We start from the raw sequence: 18054 nt of genomic DNA on the forward strand, positions 1-18054 counted from the left end.
ATGGCACAGTTCCTCCAAGTTCACCCCGACAACCCACAACCACGCTTGCTCAAACAAGCGGTGGCCCTGCTGGCCCGCGGCGGTGTGGTGGCCGTGCCCACCGACTCGAGTTACGCCTTGGTCTGCCACCTCGACGACAAAGCCGCGGTTGAACACATGCGGCGCATGCGTCAAGTCGACGACAAACACCACCTGACCCTGATGTGCCGTGACCTGTCCGAATTGGCCAACTATGCCCGGGTCGACAACCGCCAGTACCGCTTGCTCAAAGCGGCCACGCCCGGGGCCTACACCTTCATCTTGGAAGCCACCAAAGAGGTACCGCGTCGGGTCAGCCATCCGCAACGCAAAACCATTGGCCTGCGGGTGCCGCAAAACCGCTGCCTGCTCGACTTGCTGGAGCTCCATGGCGCCCCTTTGTTGGCCACCACCTTGATTGCGCCGGGCGAGACCGATCCAATGAACGACCCGCAAGCCATCCGCGAGCGTTTTGAACACGACTTGGCCGCTGTGATCGATGCCGGCGCGTGCCCCTTGGAACCCACCACCGTGGTCGACCTCACCCCCATGGACGGCGGCGGTGACCCTGCCTTGATTCGCCAGGGCCGCGGGCCCTTGAATGCCTTGGGCATGGGTTAACACGCAAGTATTCGATGCGACAATGGTTGTGTGAATTTTCCTGACCTGATTCAAACCGTCCTGATCTACGCCTTGCCGGTGATTTTTGCCATCACCTTGCATGAAGCAGCCCATGGCTATGTGGCCCACCGCTTGGGTGACAACACCGCCTGGATGATGGGCCGGGTCACCTTGAACCCCATGCCGCACATCGACCCGATGGGCACGATCGTGATTCCGGCCGTGCTCTACGTCGTCACTGGCGGCACTTTTTTGTTTGGCTACGCGCGTCCCGTGCCGGTGAATTTTGGCCGCCTTTACCACCCCAAGCGCGACATGATCTGGGTCTCGCTGGCTGGCCCCGCCATCAACTTCATCCAGGCCTTCGTCTGGCTGCTGGCGTTTTACCTGCTCAACATCTTGGGCGTGACCGAAGCCTATTTCGTCAAAATGGCCTTGGCAGGCGTGGTGGTCAATGTCTCGATGTTTGTCTTCAACCTGTTCCCCCTGCCCCCGCTCGACGGCGGTCGGGTGCTGGTGGGCTTGCTGCCATGGCGGCAGGCCGTGTGGCTCTCCAAGGTAGAGCCTTACGGCATGTACATCGTGCTGGCCTTGGTGGCCTTTCACGCACTCAACGATTACTGGATGGGGCCCTTGATGAAGTGGACCCTGTTTGCCTTGTCGCTCCTGTTGAGTCCTCTTGAATTTTTACTGAAGCCTTGATCTCATGAAAGAACGCGTTCTCTCCGGCATGCGCCCCACGGGTGCTTTGCATTTGGGCCACTACCACGGCGCCTTGAAAAACTGGGTCCGTCTGCAGTCGCAGATGGATTGTTATTTTTTCGTCGCCGATTGGCACGCCTTGACCACGCACTACGCCAGCCGTGAGGTGATCGAGAAAAACGTCTACGAGATGGTGATCGATTGGTTGGCCACCGGCCTCGACCCGAACCAGTGCACCTTGTTTTTGCAAAGCCGTATTCCCGAACATGCCGAGTTGTTCACGCTCTTGGCCATGGGCACACCGCTGGGCTGGTTGGAACGTGTGCCCACCTACAAAGACCAACAAGAAAAGCTCAAAGACAAAGACCTGACCACCTACGGCTTCTTGGGTTACCCCTTGCTGCAAGCGGCGGACATCTTGATCTACAAAGCCAAGTACGTGCCGGTCGGAGAAGACCAAGCCAGCCACGTGGAGTTGACCCGCGAAGCAGCACGCCGTTTCAACCATTTGTACGGACGCGAAATCAACGCCGAGGACAAAATCCAAACCAGCCTGGCCAAACTGCCCAAAGACAGCGTCAAACGCTTGGAAAAGTCCCGCAAGGCCTACCAAGAAAGCGGCGATGCCAAAGCCATGGAAGGCGCCTTGGGCTACCTCGCCAGCGCGCCTGAGTTGTTGGCCGAGGACCGCGAGCGCCTAGAGGGCTACTTCAAGGGCACCGGCAAGATCGTGCTGCCTGAGCCGCAAATCTTGCTCACCGAAGCCAGCAAACTGCCGGGCCTGGATGGCGCCAAGATGAGCAAGAGCTACAACAACGCCATTGCCATTCGCGAAGACCGAGCCAGCATTGAGCACAAAGTCAAACGCATGCCCACCGACCCGGCGCGCATGAAACGCACCGACGTGGGTAACCCTGAGAAATGTCCGGTGTGGCAATTTCACTTGGTTTACAGCAACGAAGGGCAACGCCAATGGGTGTCCCAGGGCTGCACCAGCGCGGGCATTGGCTGCTTGGAATGCAAGCAACCCATCATCGACGCCATCTTGCTAGAACAGCAACCCATGCTCGAACGCGCAGAGCCTTACGTGACTCACCCTAAAATAGTTCGTGATATCGTGGACGCAGGTACTGAAAAAGCACGTATCACCGCGAGAGAAACCATGCGCGACGTGCGCGAAGCCATCGGGCTGAACTACTGAAAGCAGGAGAGAAAAAAATGAGTTTGTACATCATCGATGACCACCCCCTGGTGCGCCAAGCCATCGCCATGCTGCTGCGGCGCATGAAGCCAGCCGCCAAAGTGGTGGAGCTGGAAAAGTTCAGCGAGCTGCAAGCCGCCATCATCAAAAACGGAGCTCCCGAGTTGTTTGTGCTGGACTTGTTGCTGCCCGGCGTCAAGGGCACCACCGCCGTGAGCGAAGTCAAAGGCATGTATGGCGATGTGCCCTTGGTGGTGATCTCGTCCATGCCCGCCGGTGAAGCCGAAGAAACCTGCATCGAAGCGGGTGCCGATCTGTACATCGAGAAATCCACACCTGCCAATGACATCTCTGCGGCCATCCAAGGTCTGTTTGCTGCAGCGGACGGCACCCCCGACGAAGACATCGTGGTCGCAGGCGACACCAAGCTGTCCAAGCGTCAAAAACAATTGATCATCATGCTCGACCGGGGCTTGAGCAACCGCGACATTGCCACCGAACTCGACATCAGCGAGCACACGGTCAAAGTTCACCTCTGGCGTTTGTTCCGTCGCTTGAATGTCAAGAGTCGCACCCAGACGCTGCACTTTGCACGCATGAACGGTTTGCTGTAAGCCACAACCCTCACCCCAACACAAAGCCGCTCCATGGAGCGGCTTTTGTTTTGACGGTTTCAAGCAACGATCAACGCAAGGCGTCGCGCACCATCAAATTCAGCCCTGTGCTGCCCGGCTTGACAGGGCTCACACTCACGCCCAAATCTCCGGCCTGCTGGGTGGCTTGGCCGCTCTTGGAAATGCGCACCCGCACCGTCACCTCCTGCGCATCTGACAGCTTGGCGGCTGGATTCATCGCCGTGCTGTCGTCGAGCACAAAGTCAAAAGGCAACTTGGCCGCGGTGGTGCGCACAATGGCCAGCGGCATGCGCGACCCCGTCACGGGTGTGGCGTACACAAACACGGTGTCGGTGGGGGCCACCTTGCCCGCCAACTCGCTCACCAAACTCACCCGGCCACTGATGCTCGAGGCCTGAATGGCCGCATCGCGCTCGCTCACGCTGTCGGCACGTGGCAGCGCCGGCGGCAAGCCCAACTTGCTGCGGGCCTCGGCAATGGCGCGGTCGAGTTCAGGCGCATCGGGTGAATCGGGCGACACTTCTTCACGGGCACGCTCCCAAAAACGCAGCGCAGATCGGAAGTTGTCTTCGGCATACGAGGCACTGCCAGCCAGCAAAAGGGCGTTGAGTTGGTGCGGGTCAGCGGTCAAAACGCGTTGGATGATGGCCCAGGGCTCACCGGCAAAGTTGCCGCCATTTTTTTGCGCCAAGACTTCGGCACGCTCGATCCACACGTTGTCGTCTTGGCTGAGCGCCAGTGCACGGCGCAAGGCTTCATCGGCCTCACCATAGCGGCCCAGAGCGCGCTGGACCCGCCCCAGCATGACCCAGCCATCGACTTGGTTGGGCTCATCTTGCAAACGCCGGGTCAAGGCGGTGGCCATGGCCACCAGCTTCTCTGGGGTGACGTCACCCTCGTTGCCCATGCCTTGCTGAGCCGCCAATGGGTCGAGGGCTTGGGGCTCACCCAAGACGCTGTACATGCCCATCGACAAAACCGGCACGCAGAAGATCACGCTCAACATCAGCCACCACGGCTTGCGCAGGCGGGTCTCGTGTGAGGAGGCCATGCCATCCACGCCTGTGTTGTCGGCCGGCATCACCGGCACGGGGCCCACGTCTTCCAGCAAACGTTGGGTCAGCTCATCTCGGCCAACTTGCAGCTCTTCATCGCTCAGGCGACCCAAGGCATGTTCGCGTTCCAAATCCAACAACTGGTCACGGTAGACCGCGGCATTGGCCTGGGTCGGCAGGTCTTGCTGGTCCGCAGGTGTGCCCCCCCTGTTTGCGCGAGCGCCAGCCAAAGCACCGCGCCACAGCGCCACGCACAACACCGCCACAACCAGCAAGGTCAAGCCGGTGGCAGCCAAGATGAAAACAAGAGCGGGCGTCACATCAGCCTTTCAACAGTTGTTCAGCACGGGCGCGTTCTTCGTCGCTGAGGGTCTGGGGTTTGATCTGCAGTCGGCGTTCTTGCACATAGCGACCGAGCAGGACCAGCGCCACCAGCAACAACACAAATGGGCCAAACCACAGCACCCAGGTCAAGGGTTTGACCTCGGGGCGGTAGAGCACAAAGTCGCCATAGCGGGACACCAAAAAATCTTTCACCTCTGGGTCGGACTTGCCTTGTCGAATCAGATCGCGCACTTCGCGACGCAAGTCATCGGCCAACTCGGCCTGTGACGACGCCAAGGATTCGTTTTGACACACCAAGCAGCGCAGTTCTTGCGACAAAACCACCAACCGGGCCTCGACCACCGGGTCTTGGGCCAGCGGCGCGGCCTCAGGCCCGGTTTGGGCATGCGCACTCAAGGCGGCCACACCACAGGCCAAGCCAAGCCAACAACGTTGCAGCAAGTTCATGATTTGTTCAGGGTCTCGATCAGCGGCATGATTTTTTCAGCCAGCAAAGCAGGGGTCACCGCGCCCACATGCTTGAAGCGAATCACACCTTCTTTGTCGATGATGTAGGTCTCGGGCACGCCATACACGCCGTAGTGAATGCCCACACGGCCATCCAAGTCCATCACCGAGTTGACGTAGGGGTTGCCATGACGTTTGAGCCACACCTGGCTGCGCTCGCGCGCGACTTGCAGTTTGATGTCGAGGCTCTGTTTGGCGGCCTCGTCTTGCGGCTGGATTTCTTTGTAGCTCAAACCCACGATGGGCACGCTGTACTTTTGGGCAAAGGCCACCAGCACCGGATGCTCTTCGCGACACGCCACACACCATGTGGCCCAGACGTTGAACATCCACACCTTGCCGCGCATGTCGGCAGGAGAAAACGGCGTGTCACCGTTCAAGGTGGGCAAGCTGAATTCTGGCGCGGGCTTGTTGATCAAAGGCGATGGGATTTCGCGCGGGTCACGGTTCAAACCGATGGCTAAAAAAATCACCAGGCCAAGAAACAACCCCAAAGGAATCAGGAATTTTTTCATGCTTGGACCTTGCGGTATCTGCGGTCCAAGGCGGCCAACACGCCGCCCAACACCATCAACAACACCCCGCCCCACAGCCACGGCACAAAGGGTTTGTAGTACACGCGCATGCTCCACTCGGTGCGTGCATCGTCCAGCGCGTCACCCAAGGACACATACAAATCACGCATGAAACCCGAGTCAATGGCTGCTTCGGTCATCGGCATGGCCGAGGAGAAATAGCGGCGCTTCTCGGGCTGCATCACCTCCACCACCTGGCCATCGCGCAGCACTTGCACATCGGCGCGCACAGCCTTGTAGTTGGGCCCCAGCACTTCGTTGAGTTGGGCCAAACGGAAGGTGTAGGGCGCAATCGTCACCACATCGCCCACGTGCATGCGCACATCGCGCTCCACCTCGTACGACTTGACGCCGGTGACGCCCATCACCAACACCGCCATGCCAAAGTGGGCCACTTGCTGCCCCCAAAAAGACAGCCCGATGCGCCCCGGTTTGCGCACGCGTTCGATCACTTGTTGCGCGGTCCCTAAGGCCACCCACGCGCCCAAGAAAAACCCCAACACGGTGCCCGCCGACCAGTCGCCCAAAAAGTAAGGCCAGACCAAGGCCACCGCCAAGGCACCGGCAGCGGTGAAGCGCAGCTGATGCGCCAGCTCGGCCACATGCGCCTCACGCCAACGTGAGATCGAACCCGGAATCATCAAGAACACCACCGGCACCAACAGCGGCGCAAACACGGCATTGAAATACGGCGGGCCCACCGACAACTTGCCCAAGTTCAAGGCGTCAATGATCAAGGGGTACAGCGTGCCCAACAGCACGGCTGCTGTGGCCACCACCAACAACACACTGTTGGCCAGCAAGAACGACTCGCGCGAGACCAAGTTCATGCGGCCACCCAAGGTCACACGCGGTGCGCGCCAGGCAAACAAGGTCAGCGAAGAACCCACCACCACCGCCAAGAAGATCAGCACAAAAACACCGCGCTTGGGGTCTGACGCAAAGGCGTGCACCGAAGTCAGCACCCCAGAGCGAACCAAGAACGTGCCCAGCAGCGAGAGCGAAAACGCGGCAATCGCCAGCAACACCGTCCAGGCTTTGAAGCTGCCGCGCTTCTCCGTCACCATGAGGGAATGGATCAAAGCAGTGGCCACCAACCAAGGCATCAGCGAGGCGTTTTCGACCGGGTCCCAAAACCACCACCCGCCCCAGCCCAGTTCGTAATACGCCCACCACGAACCCAGGCCAATGCCAAAGGTCAGAAAAGTCCAGGCAATCACGGTCCAGGGACGCGACCAGCGCGCCCATGCGGCGTCGAGTCGCCCACTGAGCAAGGCCGCCACGGCAAAGGCAAATGCCACCGACATGCCCACATAGCCCATGTAGAGCATGGGCGGGTGGATCACCAAACCGGGGTCTTGCAGCAAGGGGTTGAGGTCACGGCCATCCAAGGCGGCAGGCAACAAGCGCTCAAACGGGTTGGAGGTGGTCAAGATGAACAGCAAAAAGCCTACCGAAATCAACCCCAACACGCTCAGCACCCGGGCCACCATGTCCAGCGGCAAACTGCGCGAGAACATCGCCACGGCCACCGACCACAACGCCAGCAGCAACACCCACAACAACAGCGAGCCTTCATGGCCGCCCCAGACCGCAGCCAACTGGTAGGGCTTGGGCAACAACGAGTTGGAGTGTTGTGCCACGTACTGCACCGAAAAATCGTTGTTCAAAAAACACGCCGCCAAGGCACCAAAAGCCAGCGCCACCAACACGAACTGCAAGGTCGCCGTGGGGCGCGCCAAGCTTTGCAAGGTGATTTGCATCTGCGTGCCGCGCACATACGTGCCCAGCAAAGGCAGCACACCTTGCAGCAGGGCCACCACCGCCGCCAGAATCAAGGCGAAATGTCCAAACTCAGCGTTCATGGGGTCACTTTCACCGATTGCGCAGCCTTCGCCGCAGCCGCTTGGTCCAAGGCGTGCTTGGCTTCGGGCGGCATGTAGTTTTCGTCGTGCTTGGCCAACACCTCGCTGGCCACAAACACACCGTCCTCACCCAGCTTGCCTTGCGCCACCACGCCGCGGCCCTCTTTGAACAGGTCGGGCAACAGACCGACATAGGTCACGGTCATGTCTTGCGCGGTGTCGGTGATGACAAACTGCACCGTGTTGCCATCGCGTTGCAAACTGCCGTCTTTCACCATGCCACCGGCACGGAACATACGGCCCTTGGGGGCTTCACCTTGGCTGACTTGGGTCGGCGTGAAAAAGAACACCAAGTTGCTTTGAAAAGCATTCAACACAAAAGCAGCAGCCGCGGCGAGCACCACGATGCCTGCGGCAATCAGGGCAAAGCGTTGGGTTCTGGGTTTCATCAAAGCACATCCTCTGCGGGTAATTCGGCCAAGACACGTTCGGCGCGCAACTGCGCCAGAACTTGGGCCCGCGCCCAACGCGCTTGCAACACTTCCAGGGCCAACAAGCCAAAGGTCATGCCCATGCTGCCCCAGACATACACCGCATAGCCACCCATGGCCCAAAAATCAGCCCAACTGTTCCAGGTCATGGCTGCACCTCCGCCAAGTCTTGCACCCACGCGGCGTGGCGTTCACGCTGCAAGATCAAGGTGCGCACGCGGTACAGCACCAGCGCCAAGGTGTACAACCAAAAAGCCAAAGCCATCAGCAACATGGCCCACAGCATGACCGCGGCCATGGTGGGCGATTTGGTCAAGGACACCGACGCGCCTTGGTGCAAGGTGTTCCACCATTTCACCGAGAAATAAATGATCGGCACATTGATCGCCCCCACGATGGCCACCAGCGCGCCAGCGCGGTCGCCCCGACGGGTGTCGTCGATGGCCGAGGTCAAGGCGATGTAGCCGAGGTACAAAAAGAAAAGAATCAGCTCTGAGGTCAAGCGCGCATCCCACACCCACCAAGCGCCCCACATCGGCTTGCCCCACAGCGCACCGGTCCACAAGGACAGAAACGCGAACAAGGCCCCAGTGGGCGCCAAGGCGCGGGTCATCATGCCCGACAAGCGGGTGTTGAAGGTCAGCCCCAGCACGCTCCAAAACGCCATGGCCAGGTAAATCACCATCGACATCCACGATGCGGGGACATGGACAAAGATGATGCGGTAGCCCTCGCCTTGCTGGAAATCGGTGGGCGCCACCATGAAGCCCAGCCAGAGGCCTGCCGCCAACAAGGCGCTGGCCAAGACGGCGCACCCAGGCCACAGGCGAGCTGCCAAGCCATAAAAAGTCTGCGGAGCAGCGTAATAAAACCAGTGGATGCCGGTTCGCGTGGGATGTATCACCGATGTGTCTTTGCGCGCTGTGAACGCTGTGTCAGTGAACCGATTTTACGCACTTGCCACCTGTCCATCACGAGACAAAGGGATGACCCTGCCAAGACATCTGTTGACTTGGATCAACTCGGAATGCTTGGGTCCGTGCGATTCTGAAATCACCGCCCAAAAGACACCAGGAGACACCCCCATGAACCACCCCAGTATTCGAATCATCCGCGAAGAACACGCCGCCTTGTCTGCCATGCTGCAGTCTTTGCGCATGATGCTCAAGCGAGGCCCCAAAGACCAGCCTGAAATGTTTTTCGATGTGCTGCGCGCCATGCTGTTCTACATCGACGAGTTTCCAGAGCGCTTGCACCACACCAAAGAGTCTGCGCTCTTGTTTCCTCCAGTCGCCAAACGTTCACCCCACTGCCAAGTGGTGATCCAGCAACTGGAAAAAGACCATGCCAAGGGTGAGTCCCATGTGCGAGAACTCCAGCACCTGTTGCTGGCTTGGGAATTGCTGGGGGAATCCAGACGCCCAGCCCTCGAACACGCCACAAACACATTTTTAGACTTCTATGTGCAGCACATGCAAGTGGAAGAAACCGTGGTGATCCCGGAAGCCCTCAAGGTCTTGACCGACGAAGACTGGGCGGCCTTGGATGCTGCGTTTGAAACCAACGCCGACCCGCTCACCGGCAAATACCCCCATGAGCCCTTGTACGACCGATTGTTCACACGCATCACCATGAATGCACCCGAACCCATCGGACTGGGGCGCCATTGACATCCACCACACCACGCCCGTTTTGAAGAGCGAGCGTTTTTACCCTTGGCGCATCGCATCCTGAGTCGCCACCCGAACCACATGGAGGCCCGGGATTTGTCCTTGCACATGATGCACCGTCTCAGGTAACTGGCCGCCCACATCTGACCAGGTCCACTCAGCGCGACGGGCGCTGACACGTCAAGGACGAACCGCGTCCAGGCGCAAGTTCAACTTGGACTTGGCCGACGTGACCGTCGGTGTGGTGGCTGAATACAAGTCCCCCGATTGGGGTTTGGCTTGGCCTGACTTGGAGACACGCGCCTCCAATTCGATCTTCGGATGGGCCGACAAGCTCGCGCCTTCACCCATGCGCAGGCTGTCATCGATCACAAAGGCTTGCGGAAAGTCCGCCACCTTGGAGCGAAACACCGCCAGCGGCATGCGCTCACCAGGTCGACGGGCAATGACCATCAACACATCCGTGGGCAGCACCTTGCCCTGCAGCCCTCGGCCCAACTCCACCACACCCTCGATCTTGACGGCGGATTTGAGCGCCAGCGCCGCGACGGGCGCTGTCCAGGTGCCGCCGCTGTCGCGCGCCTCTTGGATCGCGTCGACCAAGGTTTGCGCGTCGTCCGAATCTGGCGGCAACAGCGCCTGCAAGCGGGTCCAGGTTTGAATCGCCTCGGTGTAACGCTCGGCACGAAAGGCCGCCGTGCCAGCCAGCCACAGCGCCATTGGATGGTTGGGGTCAGCCGCCAATGCCTGCTGAATCAAGGCCGCGGGCTTGCCTGCGAAATTGCCATTGGCATTGGTGGCCGCCACATCGGCATAGTCCGCCAACATCTGGGCATCCAAGGGCATCACCTGCGCTGCACGTGCATAGGCTTTTTCAGCATCCAGCGGGCGACCCATCACTTTGTAGGAGCGCGCCAACATGGCCCATCCTTTGGGGTTGTTGGGGTCAAGCTTGAGCTTTTGAACCAAGCCAGCCACCATCTGCTCGACCTCTTGGGCCGCTGCAGAATTGGCTGCGGCAGGCCCCTCGATGGCCTCGGGCGTTCCCAGCCACAGGTACAAACACAGGGCCGTCACAGGCAACCACAAGCCAACAGCCACCAGCGTGCGTGTGGGCGTGGGGCAAGAGGCCTGGGCAGCCGAGGGGTCACCGTGCGATTCGTCGAGCACGCGCTGGGCCAACTCGCGCTGGGCCTGCGCATGGTCGTGTGGCGACAACGAACCCTCTGCCAAATCCATGTCCAGGCGACGCCTGTGTTCTTGGTATGCCAGCGCATTGACGTGTGCATGGCTCACGCCCAACGATGTGCGCTTGCCCATGAAAGGGCGGCACAACAGCAGCAGCACCACAGCGAACAAGGCCAACGCGGCAACAACAAAAACAATCATGGCGCATCTTTCTGCATCAATTCCTGCACCCGCTGCTGCTCTTGGGCAGACAACTCGCGGGGCGTTTCAAGGGGCTTGAGCGTGCGCAGGTGGCGCAACAGCATCACCAAGGCCCACAGCAGCAATGCAAAGGGTCCCAGCCAAAGCAGCCAAGTTCGTTGGCTCACAGGCGGGCGGTACAAAACAAAGTCGCCATACCGCGCCACCATGAATGCTTTGATGTCCGCATCACTTTTGCCTTGCTGGATCAACACGCGCAGCTCACGCCTGAGGTCTTGCGCCAACTCGGCGCGCGAGCCAGCCAAAGACTCGTTTTGACACACCAAACAGCGCATCTCTTCAGAGATCACGATCAAACGCAGCTCCACCAACGGGTCTTCGGCCAATGGCACGGCCTCTTTGGCCCAAGCCGAGGCCATGGTGCAAAGACACCACACCACCACCACCAGGGTCTTCATGTGCATCTCAGACCTCATGCGTCACGCGGGCTGTGTGGCGACGGTAGCGGCGGTCCAGGGTCGCCAACAAGCCCCCCAAGGCCATCAGCAAGCAGCCGCCCCAAATCCAATCGACAAAGGGTTTGACAAACACGCGCACCGACCAGGCCGAACCATCCAGCAACTCGCCCAGCGACACATACAGGTCGCGCGTCACACCGGTATCAATCGCGGCCTCGGTCATGGGCATGGCCGATGAAAAGTAACGCCGTTTTTCAGGGAACAAAGTCAAGCGCGCTGCCCCGTTGTGGCTGACCTCAAAGGTCGCACGCGAGGCCTGGTAATTGGGGCCGTCGACTGGCGCAACGCCCAGCAGTTTGAATTGGTAAGCCCCCAAGGTGGCGGTGTCGCCCGGCTCCATCCGCACATCTTTTTCTTGCTGGTAGCCCCCCACCAAAGTGACGCCGACCACAAACACGGCCATGCCCGCATGCGCCAACTGCATGCCCCAATACGCCACGGGCGGCAGGCCCACACGCACACGCTGCACCACTTGCATGAGCACCGAGCTGGCCACCCAAGCAGCCACCGTGATGCCCACATAGGTCATCACCGTGGCCTCACCGAGGGACAACCTCACCCACAGGGGGGCGATCACAGCCGCCACAGCCGCCACGCGCAGGTGCTTGAGTAACACAAGCGCCGAGGCATTCTTCCAGGGGGCCAACGGGCCGACCGCCATCAAGACCAGAACCGGCAACATGATGGGCACAAAGACGGTGTTGAAGTAAGGCGGGCCGACCGACAACTTGCCCAGGTTGAGCGCGTCCATCACCAAGGGGTACACCGTGCCCAGCAACACGGCGCAAGCGGCCACCACAAAAAACACATTGCCCACCAGCAACAGCGCTTCGCGCGACAACAGTGCAAACGATCCCCCACGGCTGTGCTGGTGCGCCCGCGCGGCAAACAAGGTGAGCGATGCACCGACCACCAAGGCCAGCAAAATCAAAATGAACACCCCACGGCGCGGGTCAGAGGCGAAGGCATGCACCGAGGTCAGCACACCCGAGCGCACCAAGAATGTCCCCAACAGCGACAAAGAAAAAGCGCTGATGGCCAACAACACCGTCCAGTTTTTGAAACTGCCGCGCTTGTCTGTCACAGCCAACGAATGCAGCAAGGCCGTTCCCACCAACCATGGCATGAAGGAGGCGTTTTCGACCGGATCCCAAAACCACCAGCCACCCCAGCCCAACTCGTCATACGCCCACCACGAACCCAGGGCAATGCCCGCAGTCAAAAAAGACCAGGCCACGGTGGTCCAAGGGCGTGACCACCGAGCCCAGGCCGCGTCCAACTGTCCCGACAACAAGGCGGCGATGGCAAAAGCAAAGGCCACCGAAAAACCCACATAGCCCATGTAGAGCATGGGCGGGTGAAACACCAAGCCAGGGTCTTGCAACAGCGGGTTGAGATCGCGCCCGTTGCCAGGTGCGGGCCACAAACGCTCAAACGGGTTCGAGGTGAACAGCACAAACAACAGCAAGCCGGTGGTCACCAAGCCAAGCACGCCCAACACGCGCGCCACCGTCACATCGTCCAAGTGACGCGACAACTGCGCCACCGCCAAGGTCCAACACGCCAGCATGTAGACCCACAGCAGCAGAGAGCCTTCGTGGCCACCCCAGACAGCACCGATGCGATAGATCACGGGCAACTGGGCATTGGAATGCTCGGCCACATACTGGACCGAAAAATCGTTGCTGTAAAAGGACCAGACCAACACACCAAATGCCACCGACATGGCGACAAACAGGGCTTGGGCGGCTGGGCGAGCCAACGCCACCCAGCCAGGTCGAGCCTGCTGCGCACCGACCAAGGGCAGCGTGCCTTGAATGAAAGCCACACACAGCGCCACCACCAGGGCCAATTGCCCCATTTCAGGCACCATCATTCGTCAGGGTCTTCGTATTCTTTGGGCAATTGATGGGCAATGCCTTTGTGACAGTCGATGCATGTTTTGCCTTCTTCTTTGGCTTTCATGTGCTTTCTGTAAGGCGTTTGTTTTTGCAATTCAGCGCTCATCGCATCAAAGTTGTGGCAATTGCGGCATTCACGTGAATTGCTTTCTTTCATGCGCTCCCATTCGTGACCCGCCAACTCCATGCGCTTGGCTTCGAATTTTTCTTTGGTGTCGATGCTGCCGGTGATCTTGCCCCAGACCTCAAAACTGGCCTTGGACTTGCGGATCATTTTGTGCACCCAATCTTTGGGCACATGGCAATCAGAACAGATGGCACGCACACCGGTGCGGTTGCTGTAGTGGATGGTCTCTTTGTACTCTTGGTACACCGTGTCACGCATTTCGTGACAGGTGGTGCAAAACTCCAAGGTGTTGGTCATCTCCATGGCGGTGTTGAACCCACCCCAAAAAATAATGCCCGCCACAAACGATGTGCTGGCGATCGCGATCAGCGAATATTTGGCACTTGGTTTCTTCAAGATGACCCACACGCGTTTGAAAAACCCGGGTTGTTCGTTGTCCATGAGGTTGTACTCCGCTCAGTTCAATTAAAAAGTGAGGGTCTCGAAGGACCCTCCAAACGCATCACACGCAAATGCTTGGACTGTGTCGGTCAAAAACTGTGAATGAAACTGGCCCCAAACGCATTGACAGAGTAACTGCCGGAGGTCTGGTACGTGGGCAACAAGGTGTTGGGGTTGTTACCTTGGGTCGTGGCATTGGCCGGGCCTTGGTAGCCGTTGTAGTAGTAGTCGCTGCTGGTCAAGCGTTGCTGCAAATACATCAGCACCACTTTGGAAGATTTGTCGACTTGGTAGGTGCCCGTGAGCTTGAAGCGCGTGGTGGTCGAACGGATGTCTGGCAACTGACCACATGACAAAATTTGCGCACTTCTGCAGGTCAAGATATTGCTGCCCGTGGGCACGCCCAAGGTGGCACCAGCGTAGCTCAACTGTGTGTTGTAGCCTGCGTTGCCCAAGGAATAACTCATGTCCCCGGCCAACTCAAACTTGCCGGCCATCAAGCCGCCTTGTTTGAAGCCCAAGCCCAAGGTCAAGTCTTCGTCGGTCAACTTGTTGGTCCAACTGGCCACGGCAGGAACATTGAGGGCAGTGGCAGTGGCCGCCTTGTTACCGACCGTTGAGCTCTGCAAATTGGTCATGTCCCGTTGACGCGACTGCTGCGTGACAAAGGCATTCAACGAACCGTTGTCAGCGTAGTTGTAGGTGGCATCCAGGTTCAAGCTCCAGCTCTTGCCATTTTGCACGCCGTAGGTGCTGTCTGGGTATTTGTCATCGCTGTAGCGGCCACTGACGCTCAACTCCAACAACTCGTTGGCCTGCCAGTTGACACTGGCCTTGACATACTGCTGCTGACGAGAAGCCGAGAAAACAGGGTAGAAGCCGTAGTAGTCACCCGCGTTTTGTCCTTTGGGCGTGGTGTTTCCTGTTGCAGGCACTGGGCCAGGTACAGCACCGTTTTGTCCCAAAAAGTCTTGCAAGGCGTAGGGATCAGAAATGGTTTTTCGGTCGCTGTAGCCCATGCCCACGCGCACATGCGTGTCCTCGTTGGTTTTGATGCGGTAGGTAGCGTCCAATTTGTCATCGGCGCTGGATTTGGCCACCACGCAATTGGTGGTGGCCGTGTAAGCCGTCCCACCGCCAGAGGCATAGCTGTTGCACCACCGCTCGTAGTTTTCATGGCTGACCGACATGCGCAGGTACTGGTCCTGTGTCAACCGATAGTCACCAGCCACTTCCAACTGCTCTTTGCGTGTACTCAACGGCGTGTTGGGATAATTGACAGCGTGAGAAGCACTGTTGCTGATGGCTGTGAAGTTGTACAAATTCGACGTCGTCTGGTTGTTGCGCTGGTCGTATTTGTAGGCCACCGACATCAGCAACTCACGGCTGGCTTGGTGGGTCAACTTCGCATCGGCATGCGTGTTGATGATCGAACCGTTCAATGAGCTGGGAATGTTGTTGTTCAATAACAAGCCATTGGTCGACACAAAGGGCACGTTTTGCGAGCCGCCGCCATAAGAAAAATTGGCTGCCAGCTTGGTCTGCGGTGCGAGCTTGTAGCCGCCCGACAGATTGACCTGGTTGAACGCGTTGTTCGGCGCTGTGGGCATCAACTGCATGCCACTGGCGCCTGCCCAACTTTGAAACTGCACGCTGTCAAAGCCGTCTCTGAACACTGAGCCCACGATCGACAGGGTGGCGTAGGCGTCGTCTTGACGCCAATTCATGGCCACGTTGTAGTTGTCCGTTCTGTAGTTGGTAGGCATGGGCAAGATGGACACGGCCTCGCCGGTAGCTCCATTGACGCCAGCGATACCAAAGCCCATCAACTTGGCACCCGACTGGTCGAGGTGGTTGTAGTCAAAGGTGTAGTTGAGGTGGGAATCGATCACCACGCCGCCACTCAGGGTGGTGTTTTTACGCGTGGTGCCAATGTCCATCGTTCTGAACGCGGCCAGCTGAGCGGCCGAGATACCGCCGGTGAGCGTGGGATTGTTGGCGTTGGTCACCAACCCAAACCCGGGCAGTGTGAAGGCATTGCCGCCCATCGCCCCAGAGTAAGGGGTTTGGTAACTGTCGGTGAGGTTGTGCCGAAGCTCATCGTATTGAAGCCCCAGATTCCAAGAGCCTTGGTCGCTGATCGTGGCCTGCGCATCACGCGAACTCAGCCCCAAGTTGCTGCCCCGGATGGACCAGCGCTGGGTGCCACCGGTTTCGTTCTCATCGTACGCACTGCCTCCGCGCACATCGAGGTTGCCGATGCCGTAAGCGCCACTCTTGTTGAGCCCAGAGTATTCGCCGAACTTGGCCGAACTCTGGGATACGCCGAGCACACCCAATTCAATCGTGTTCTCGGGTTTCTTCAAGGCTGCAGCTTCGTCGTCGTCGGCGCGGGCCGACAGGGCGGTCAGGGCCGTGAGCACAGCCAAGGCCATGACACTGCGGTTCAGATTGGTTTTATGCGAGCTCATCATGATCTCCAATTTCATCCATCAGCGCTGAAGGTAGCCACCAGCAGGACTGTTCGATCCGTGCACTTGGCTGTGGCAATTCATACAGGCGCGTCCCACGATGTTTTTGCTGGGGTACTGCGCCACACCGCTGGCGTTGTTTTTGGTCAAGCCACCTTGGTAGCCTGCCGCATTGGGGCCAACGGGGGTGCCACTGGCGTGTGTTCCGTCATGGCACTCTTGGCACATGAACGGTGGGCGCGATTTCAGCAAGGGCGCAATGTTCGAACCGTGGGGGCTGTGGCAATTGGCACAGTCTTCAGACACAGGTTGGTGTTCGAACAAAAACGGACCGCGTTTTTCAGCATGGCACTGGTAGCAGGTTTCGGTCACCGTGTTTTTCTTCAACAGCTTGGGGCCTGTTGAACCATGTGGGTTGTGGCAGTCTGAGCACACCACTTTGCCCTCTTCAATGGGGTGGTGCGAGATTTTTTTGCTGTCAGCGCGTTGCTCTTTGTGGCAGGTGAAGCACACCTCGGTTTGTGTTTTTTTGTTCAGCACCTTGTCGGTGGGCTTGTGCACTTGGTGGCAGCTGTTGCAAGCCACGCCATTGTTTTGGTGTTGGGCACCGTCCCAGTTGCTGCGCTTGGCGCCTTTGTGGCAGGTCAAGCACTGCTCGGAACGTTCTTTGTCACCCGACTGAGCAAACGCGCCTTTTTTGAACACCACATCAGGCGCAGCACGTCCCTTGACGTTGGGGTCGCCTTTGACGTGCTTGTCGCTGGCACCGTGGCAAGACTGGCAAGTGGGTGTGCGTATGTCGCCGCGCACGCCGTGCTTGGTTTGGTAGAGCGACAACACCGGCGCTGTTTCACTTTCGTCATGGCATCCGGTACACACCGCATCTTTTGTCAACGCCGCTTTGGCTATGGCCGCTTTGTTGTTTTCTTGCCCTAAGTTGGGCAAGTTGCTGTCTGCGGCCCAGGACAAGACCCCAGCCCCCATGCCTGCGACCAGCAGGCAAGACGTCAAGAGTTTTCTAAGTGTTGTCATCTCTGTTCCCTATGTCTTTACTGAGCCAAGATCCACTGCACCAAGTTCTTGATCTGCTCCATGTCTTTGGGGGGCGAGGTCTTGACAATCTTGTGTTCTTCTTCGTGGCCATCAGCGAACTTGGCTTTTTCACCGGAGGTGATGTGCTCGATCAAACGGGCCTCTGCATTGGCCTTGCCTTTGTATTTCTCGGCCACCTTGTGGTAGGCCGGACCGTCTTTTTCTTTGTCAATCGCGTGGCATTTCAAGCAGTTGTTTTGCTTGGCCAAGGCCTTGGCGGCCTCGACATCCAAGGCCTGAGCAGCGGGAGCGAGAAACAAGCAAGCAGCGCCAATCAAGCTGGCTGCGATCGCTGAACGTGTTTTGTGTGCCATCTGGTCACCTCATCAAAAGGTTGAAAAACCCACACAGGCTTTGGATTGCAAAGTCTGTGTGCTTGGATGAAATTTTGGTTTTTCAGCCCTCTGGCGGCTATAGGCGGGGGATGAAG

At 58.7% G+C, this 18054-nt stretch carries 19 protein-coding genes; 5 read left to right on the forward strand and 14 right to left on the reverse strand.

All coding sequences use genetic code 11. The annotated features are described in order from the left end of the window. The 4 genes from ACKWJN_RS05915 to ACKWJN_RS05930 are packed head-to-tail and all read left to right on the forward strand — an operon-like array spanning nt 1 to nt 3156. The gene (locus ACKWJN_RS05915; RefSeq protein WP_408595416.1) at nt 1-639 is read left to right on the forward strand and encodes an L-threonylcarbamoyladenylate synthase; all 639 of its coding nucleotides are present in this window, start codon (nt 1-3) and stop codon (nt 637-639) included. Between the two features lie 30 nt (nt 640-669). After that, on the forward strand, nt 670-1341 hold the full coding sequence (locus tag ACKWJN_RS05920; protein WP_408595418.1) for a site-2 protease family protein: 672 nt from the start codon (nt 670-672) through the stop codon (nt 1339-1341). Between the two features lie 4 nt (nt 1342-1345). After that, nucleotides 1346-2542 carry a tryptophan--tRNA ligase gene (locus ACKWJN_RS05925; protein WP_408595420.1) on the forward strand — a complete coding sequence of 399 codons (1197 nt, stop codon included), beginning with the start codon at nt 1346-1348 and terminating at the stop codon, nt 2540-2542. 17 nt (nt 2543-2559) lie between these two features. Further along, nucleotides 2560-3156 carry a LuxR C-terminal-related transcriptional regulator gene (locus tag ACKWJN_RS05930; RefSeq protein ID WP_408595425.1) on the forward strand — a complete coding sequence of 199 codons (597 nt, stop codon included), beginning with the start codon at nt 2560-2562 and terminating at the stop codon, nt 3154-3156. 70 nt (nt 3157-3226) lie between these two features. Here the strand turns inward: ACKWJN_RS05930 and ccmI (ACKWJN_RS05935) are convergent, their stop codons facing one another. The 7 genes from ccmI (ACKWJN_RS05935) to ccmC are packed head-to-tail and all read right to left on the reverse strand — an operon-like array spanning nt 3227 to nt 8919. Beyond that, entirely contained in the window at nt 3227-4552 is a 1326-nt protein-coding gene (gene ccmI / locus ACKWJN_RS05935; protein ID WP_408595427.1) for a c-type cytochrome biogenesis protein CcmI, read from the reverse strand. A 1-nt stretch (nt 4553) separates the two neighbouring features. Beyond that, nucleotides 4554-5024: a cytochrome c-type biogenesis protein CcmH gene (locus ACKWJN_RS05940; protein WP_408595429.1), complete on the reverse strand. Its 471-nt coding sequence runs from the start codon at nt 5022-5024 to the stop codon at nt 4554-4556. Next, the gene (locus ACKWJN_RS05945) at nt 5021-5599 is read right to left on the reverse strand and encodes a DsbE family thiol:disulfide interchange protein (protein ID WP_408595431.1); all 579 of its coding nucleotides are present in this window, start codon (nt 5597-5599) and stop codon (nt 5021-5023) included. The genes ACKWJN_RS05940 and ACKWJN_RS05945 overlap by 4 nt, the downstream gene beginning before the upstream one ends. Further along, nucleotides 5596-7524 carry a heme lyase CcmF/NrfE family subunit gene (locus ACKWJN_RS05950; RefSeq protein ID WP_408595433.1) on the reverse strand — a complete coding sequence of 643 codons (1929 nt, stop codon included), beginning with the start codon at nt 7522-7524 and terminating at the stop codon, nt 5596-5598. Before ACKWJN_RS05950 ends, ACKWJN_RS05945 begins: the two co-directional genes overlap by 4 nt. Then, nucleotides 7521-7973, reverse strand: a complete 453-nt coding sequence (gene ccmE / locus ACKWJN_RS05955; protein ID WP_408595434.1) for a cytochrome c maturation protein CcmE — start codon at nt 7971-7973, stop codon at nt 7521-7523. The genes ACKWJN_RS05950 and ccmE overlap by 4 nt, the downstream gene beginning before the upstream one ends. Then, entirely contained in the window at nt 7973-8164 is a 192-nt protein-coding gene (gene ccmD, locus ACKWJN_RS05960) for a heme exporter protein CcmD (protein ID WP_408595435.1), read from the reverse strand. Before ccmD ends, ccmE begins: the two co-directional genes overlap by 1 nt. After that, entirely contained in the window at nt 8161-8919 is a 759-nt protein-coding gene (ccmC, locus tag ACKWJN_RS05965) for a heme ABC transporter permease CcmC (RefSeq protein ID WP_408595436.1), read from the reverse strand. Before ccmC ends, ccmD begins: the two co-directional genes overlap by 4 nt. Before the next feature lie 181 nt (nt 8920-9100). Between ccmC and ACKWJN_RS05970 the strand changes: the two genes are divergently transcribed. After that, a complete protein-coding gene (locus ACKWJN_RS05970) occupies nt 9101-9685 on the forward strand; it encodes a hemerythrin domain-containing protein (protein ID WP_408595437.1) in 585 nt (194 codons plus the stop codon). A gap of 180 nt (nt 9686-9865) precedes the next feature. Here ACKWJN_RS05970 and ccmI (ACKWJN_RS05975) read toward each other — a convergent pair whose 3' ends face one another. The 7 genes from ccmI (ACKWJN_RS05975) to ACKWJN_RS06005 form a co-directional block, all read right to left on the reverse strand. Further along, nucleotides 9866-11074, reverse strand: coding sequence for a c-type cytochrome biogenesis protein CcmI (gene ccmI, locus ACKWJN_RS05975; protein WP_408595438.1), 1209 nt, complete (start codon nt 11072-11074; stop codon nt 9866-9868). Beyond that, entirely contained in the window at nt 11071-11538 is a 468-nt protein-coding gene (locus tag ACKWJN_RS05980; protein ID WP_408595439.1) for a cytochrome c-type biogenesis protein CcmH, read from the reverse strand. Before ACKWJN_RS05980 ends, ccmI (ACKWJN_RS05975) begins: the two co-directional genes overlap by 4 nt. Before the next feature lies 1 nt (nt 11539). Then, nucleotides 11540-13465 (reverse strand): heme lyase CcmF/NrfE family subunit, encoded by a 1926-nt coding sequence (locus ACKWJN_RS05985; protein WP_408595511.1) that lies wholly within the window; start codon nt 13463-13465, stop codon nt 11540-11542. Beyond that, nucleotides 13465-14061, reverse strand: coding sequence for a NapC/NirT family cytochrome c (locus ACKWJN_RS05990; protein WP_408595440.1), 597 nt, complete (start codon nt 14059-14061; stop codon nt 13465-13467). The genes ACKWJN_RS05985 and ACKWJN_RS05990 overlap by 1 nt, the downstream gene beginning before the upstream one ends. A gap of 89 nt (nt 14062-14150) precedes the next feature. Beyond that, nucleotides 14151-16532 carry an MtrB/PioB family decaheme-associated outer membrane protein gene (locus ACKWJN_RS05995; RefSeq protein WP_408595441.1) on the reverse strand — a complete coding sequence of 794 codons (2382 nt, stop codon included), beginning with the start codon at nt 16530-16532 and terminating at the stop codon, nt 14151-14153. Between the two features lie 21 nt (nt 16533-16553). Continuing rightward, the gene (locus tag ACKWJN_RS06000) at nt 16554-17564 is read right to left on the reverse strand and encodes a DmsE family decaheme c-type cytochrome (protein ID WP_408595442.1); all 1011 of its coding nucleotides are present in this window, start codon (nt 17562-17564) and stop codon (nt 16554-16556) included. A 17-nt stretch (nt 17565-17581) separates the two neighbouring features. Beyond that, nucleotides 17582-17938, reverse strand: a complete 357-nt coding sequence (locus ACKWJN_RS06005) for a c-type cytochrome (protein WP_408595443.1) — start codon at nt 17936-17938, stop codon at nt 17582-17584. Between the last annotated feature and the right edge of the window lie 116 nt (nt 17939-18054).

It is taken from the genome of Limnohabitans sp. (genome assembly GCF_046052825.1).
In the GTDB taxonomy this organism is placed as follows: Bacteria; Pseudomonadota; Gammaproteobacteria; order Burkholderiales; family Burkholderiaceae_C; genus Limnohabitans.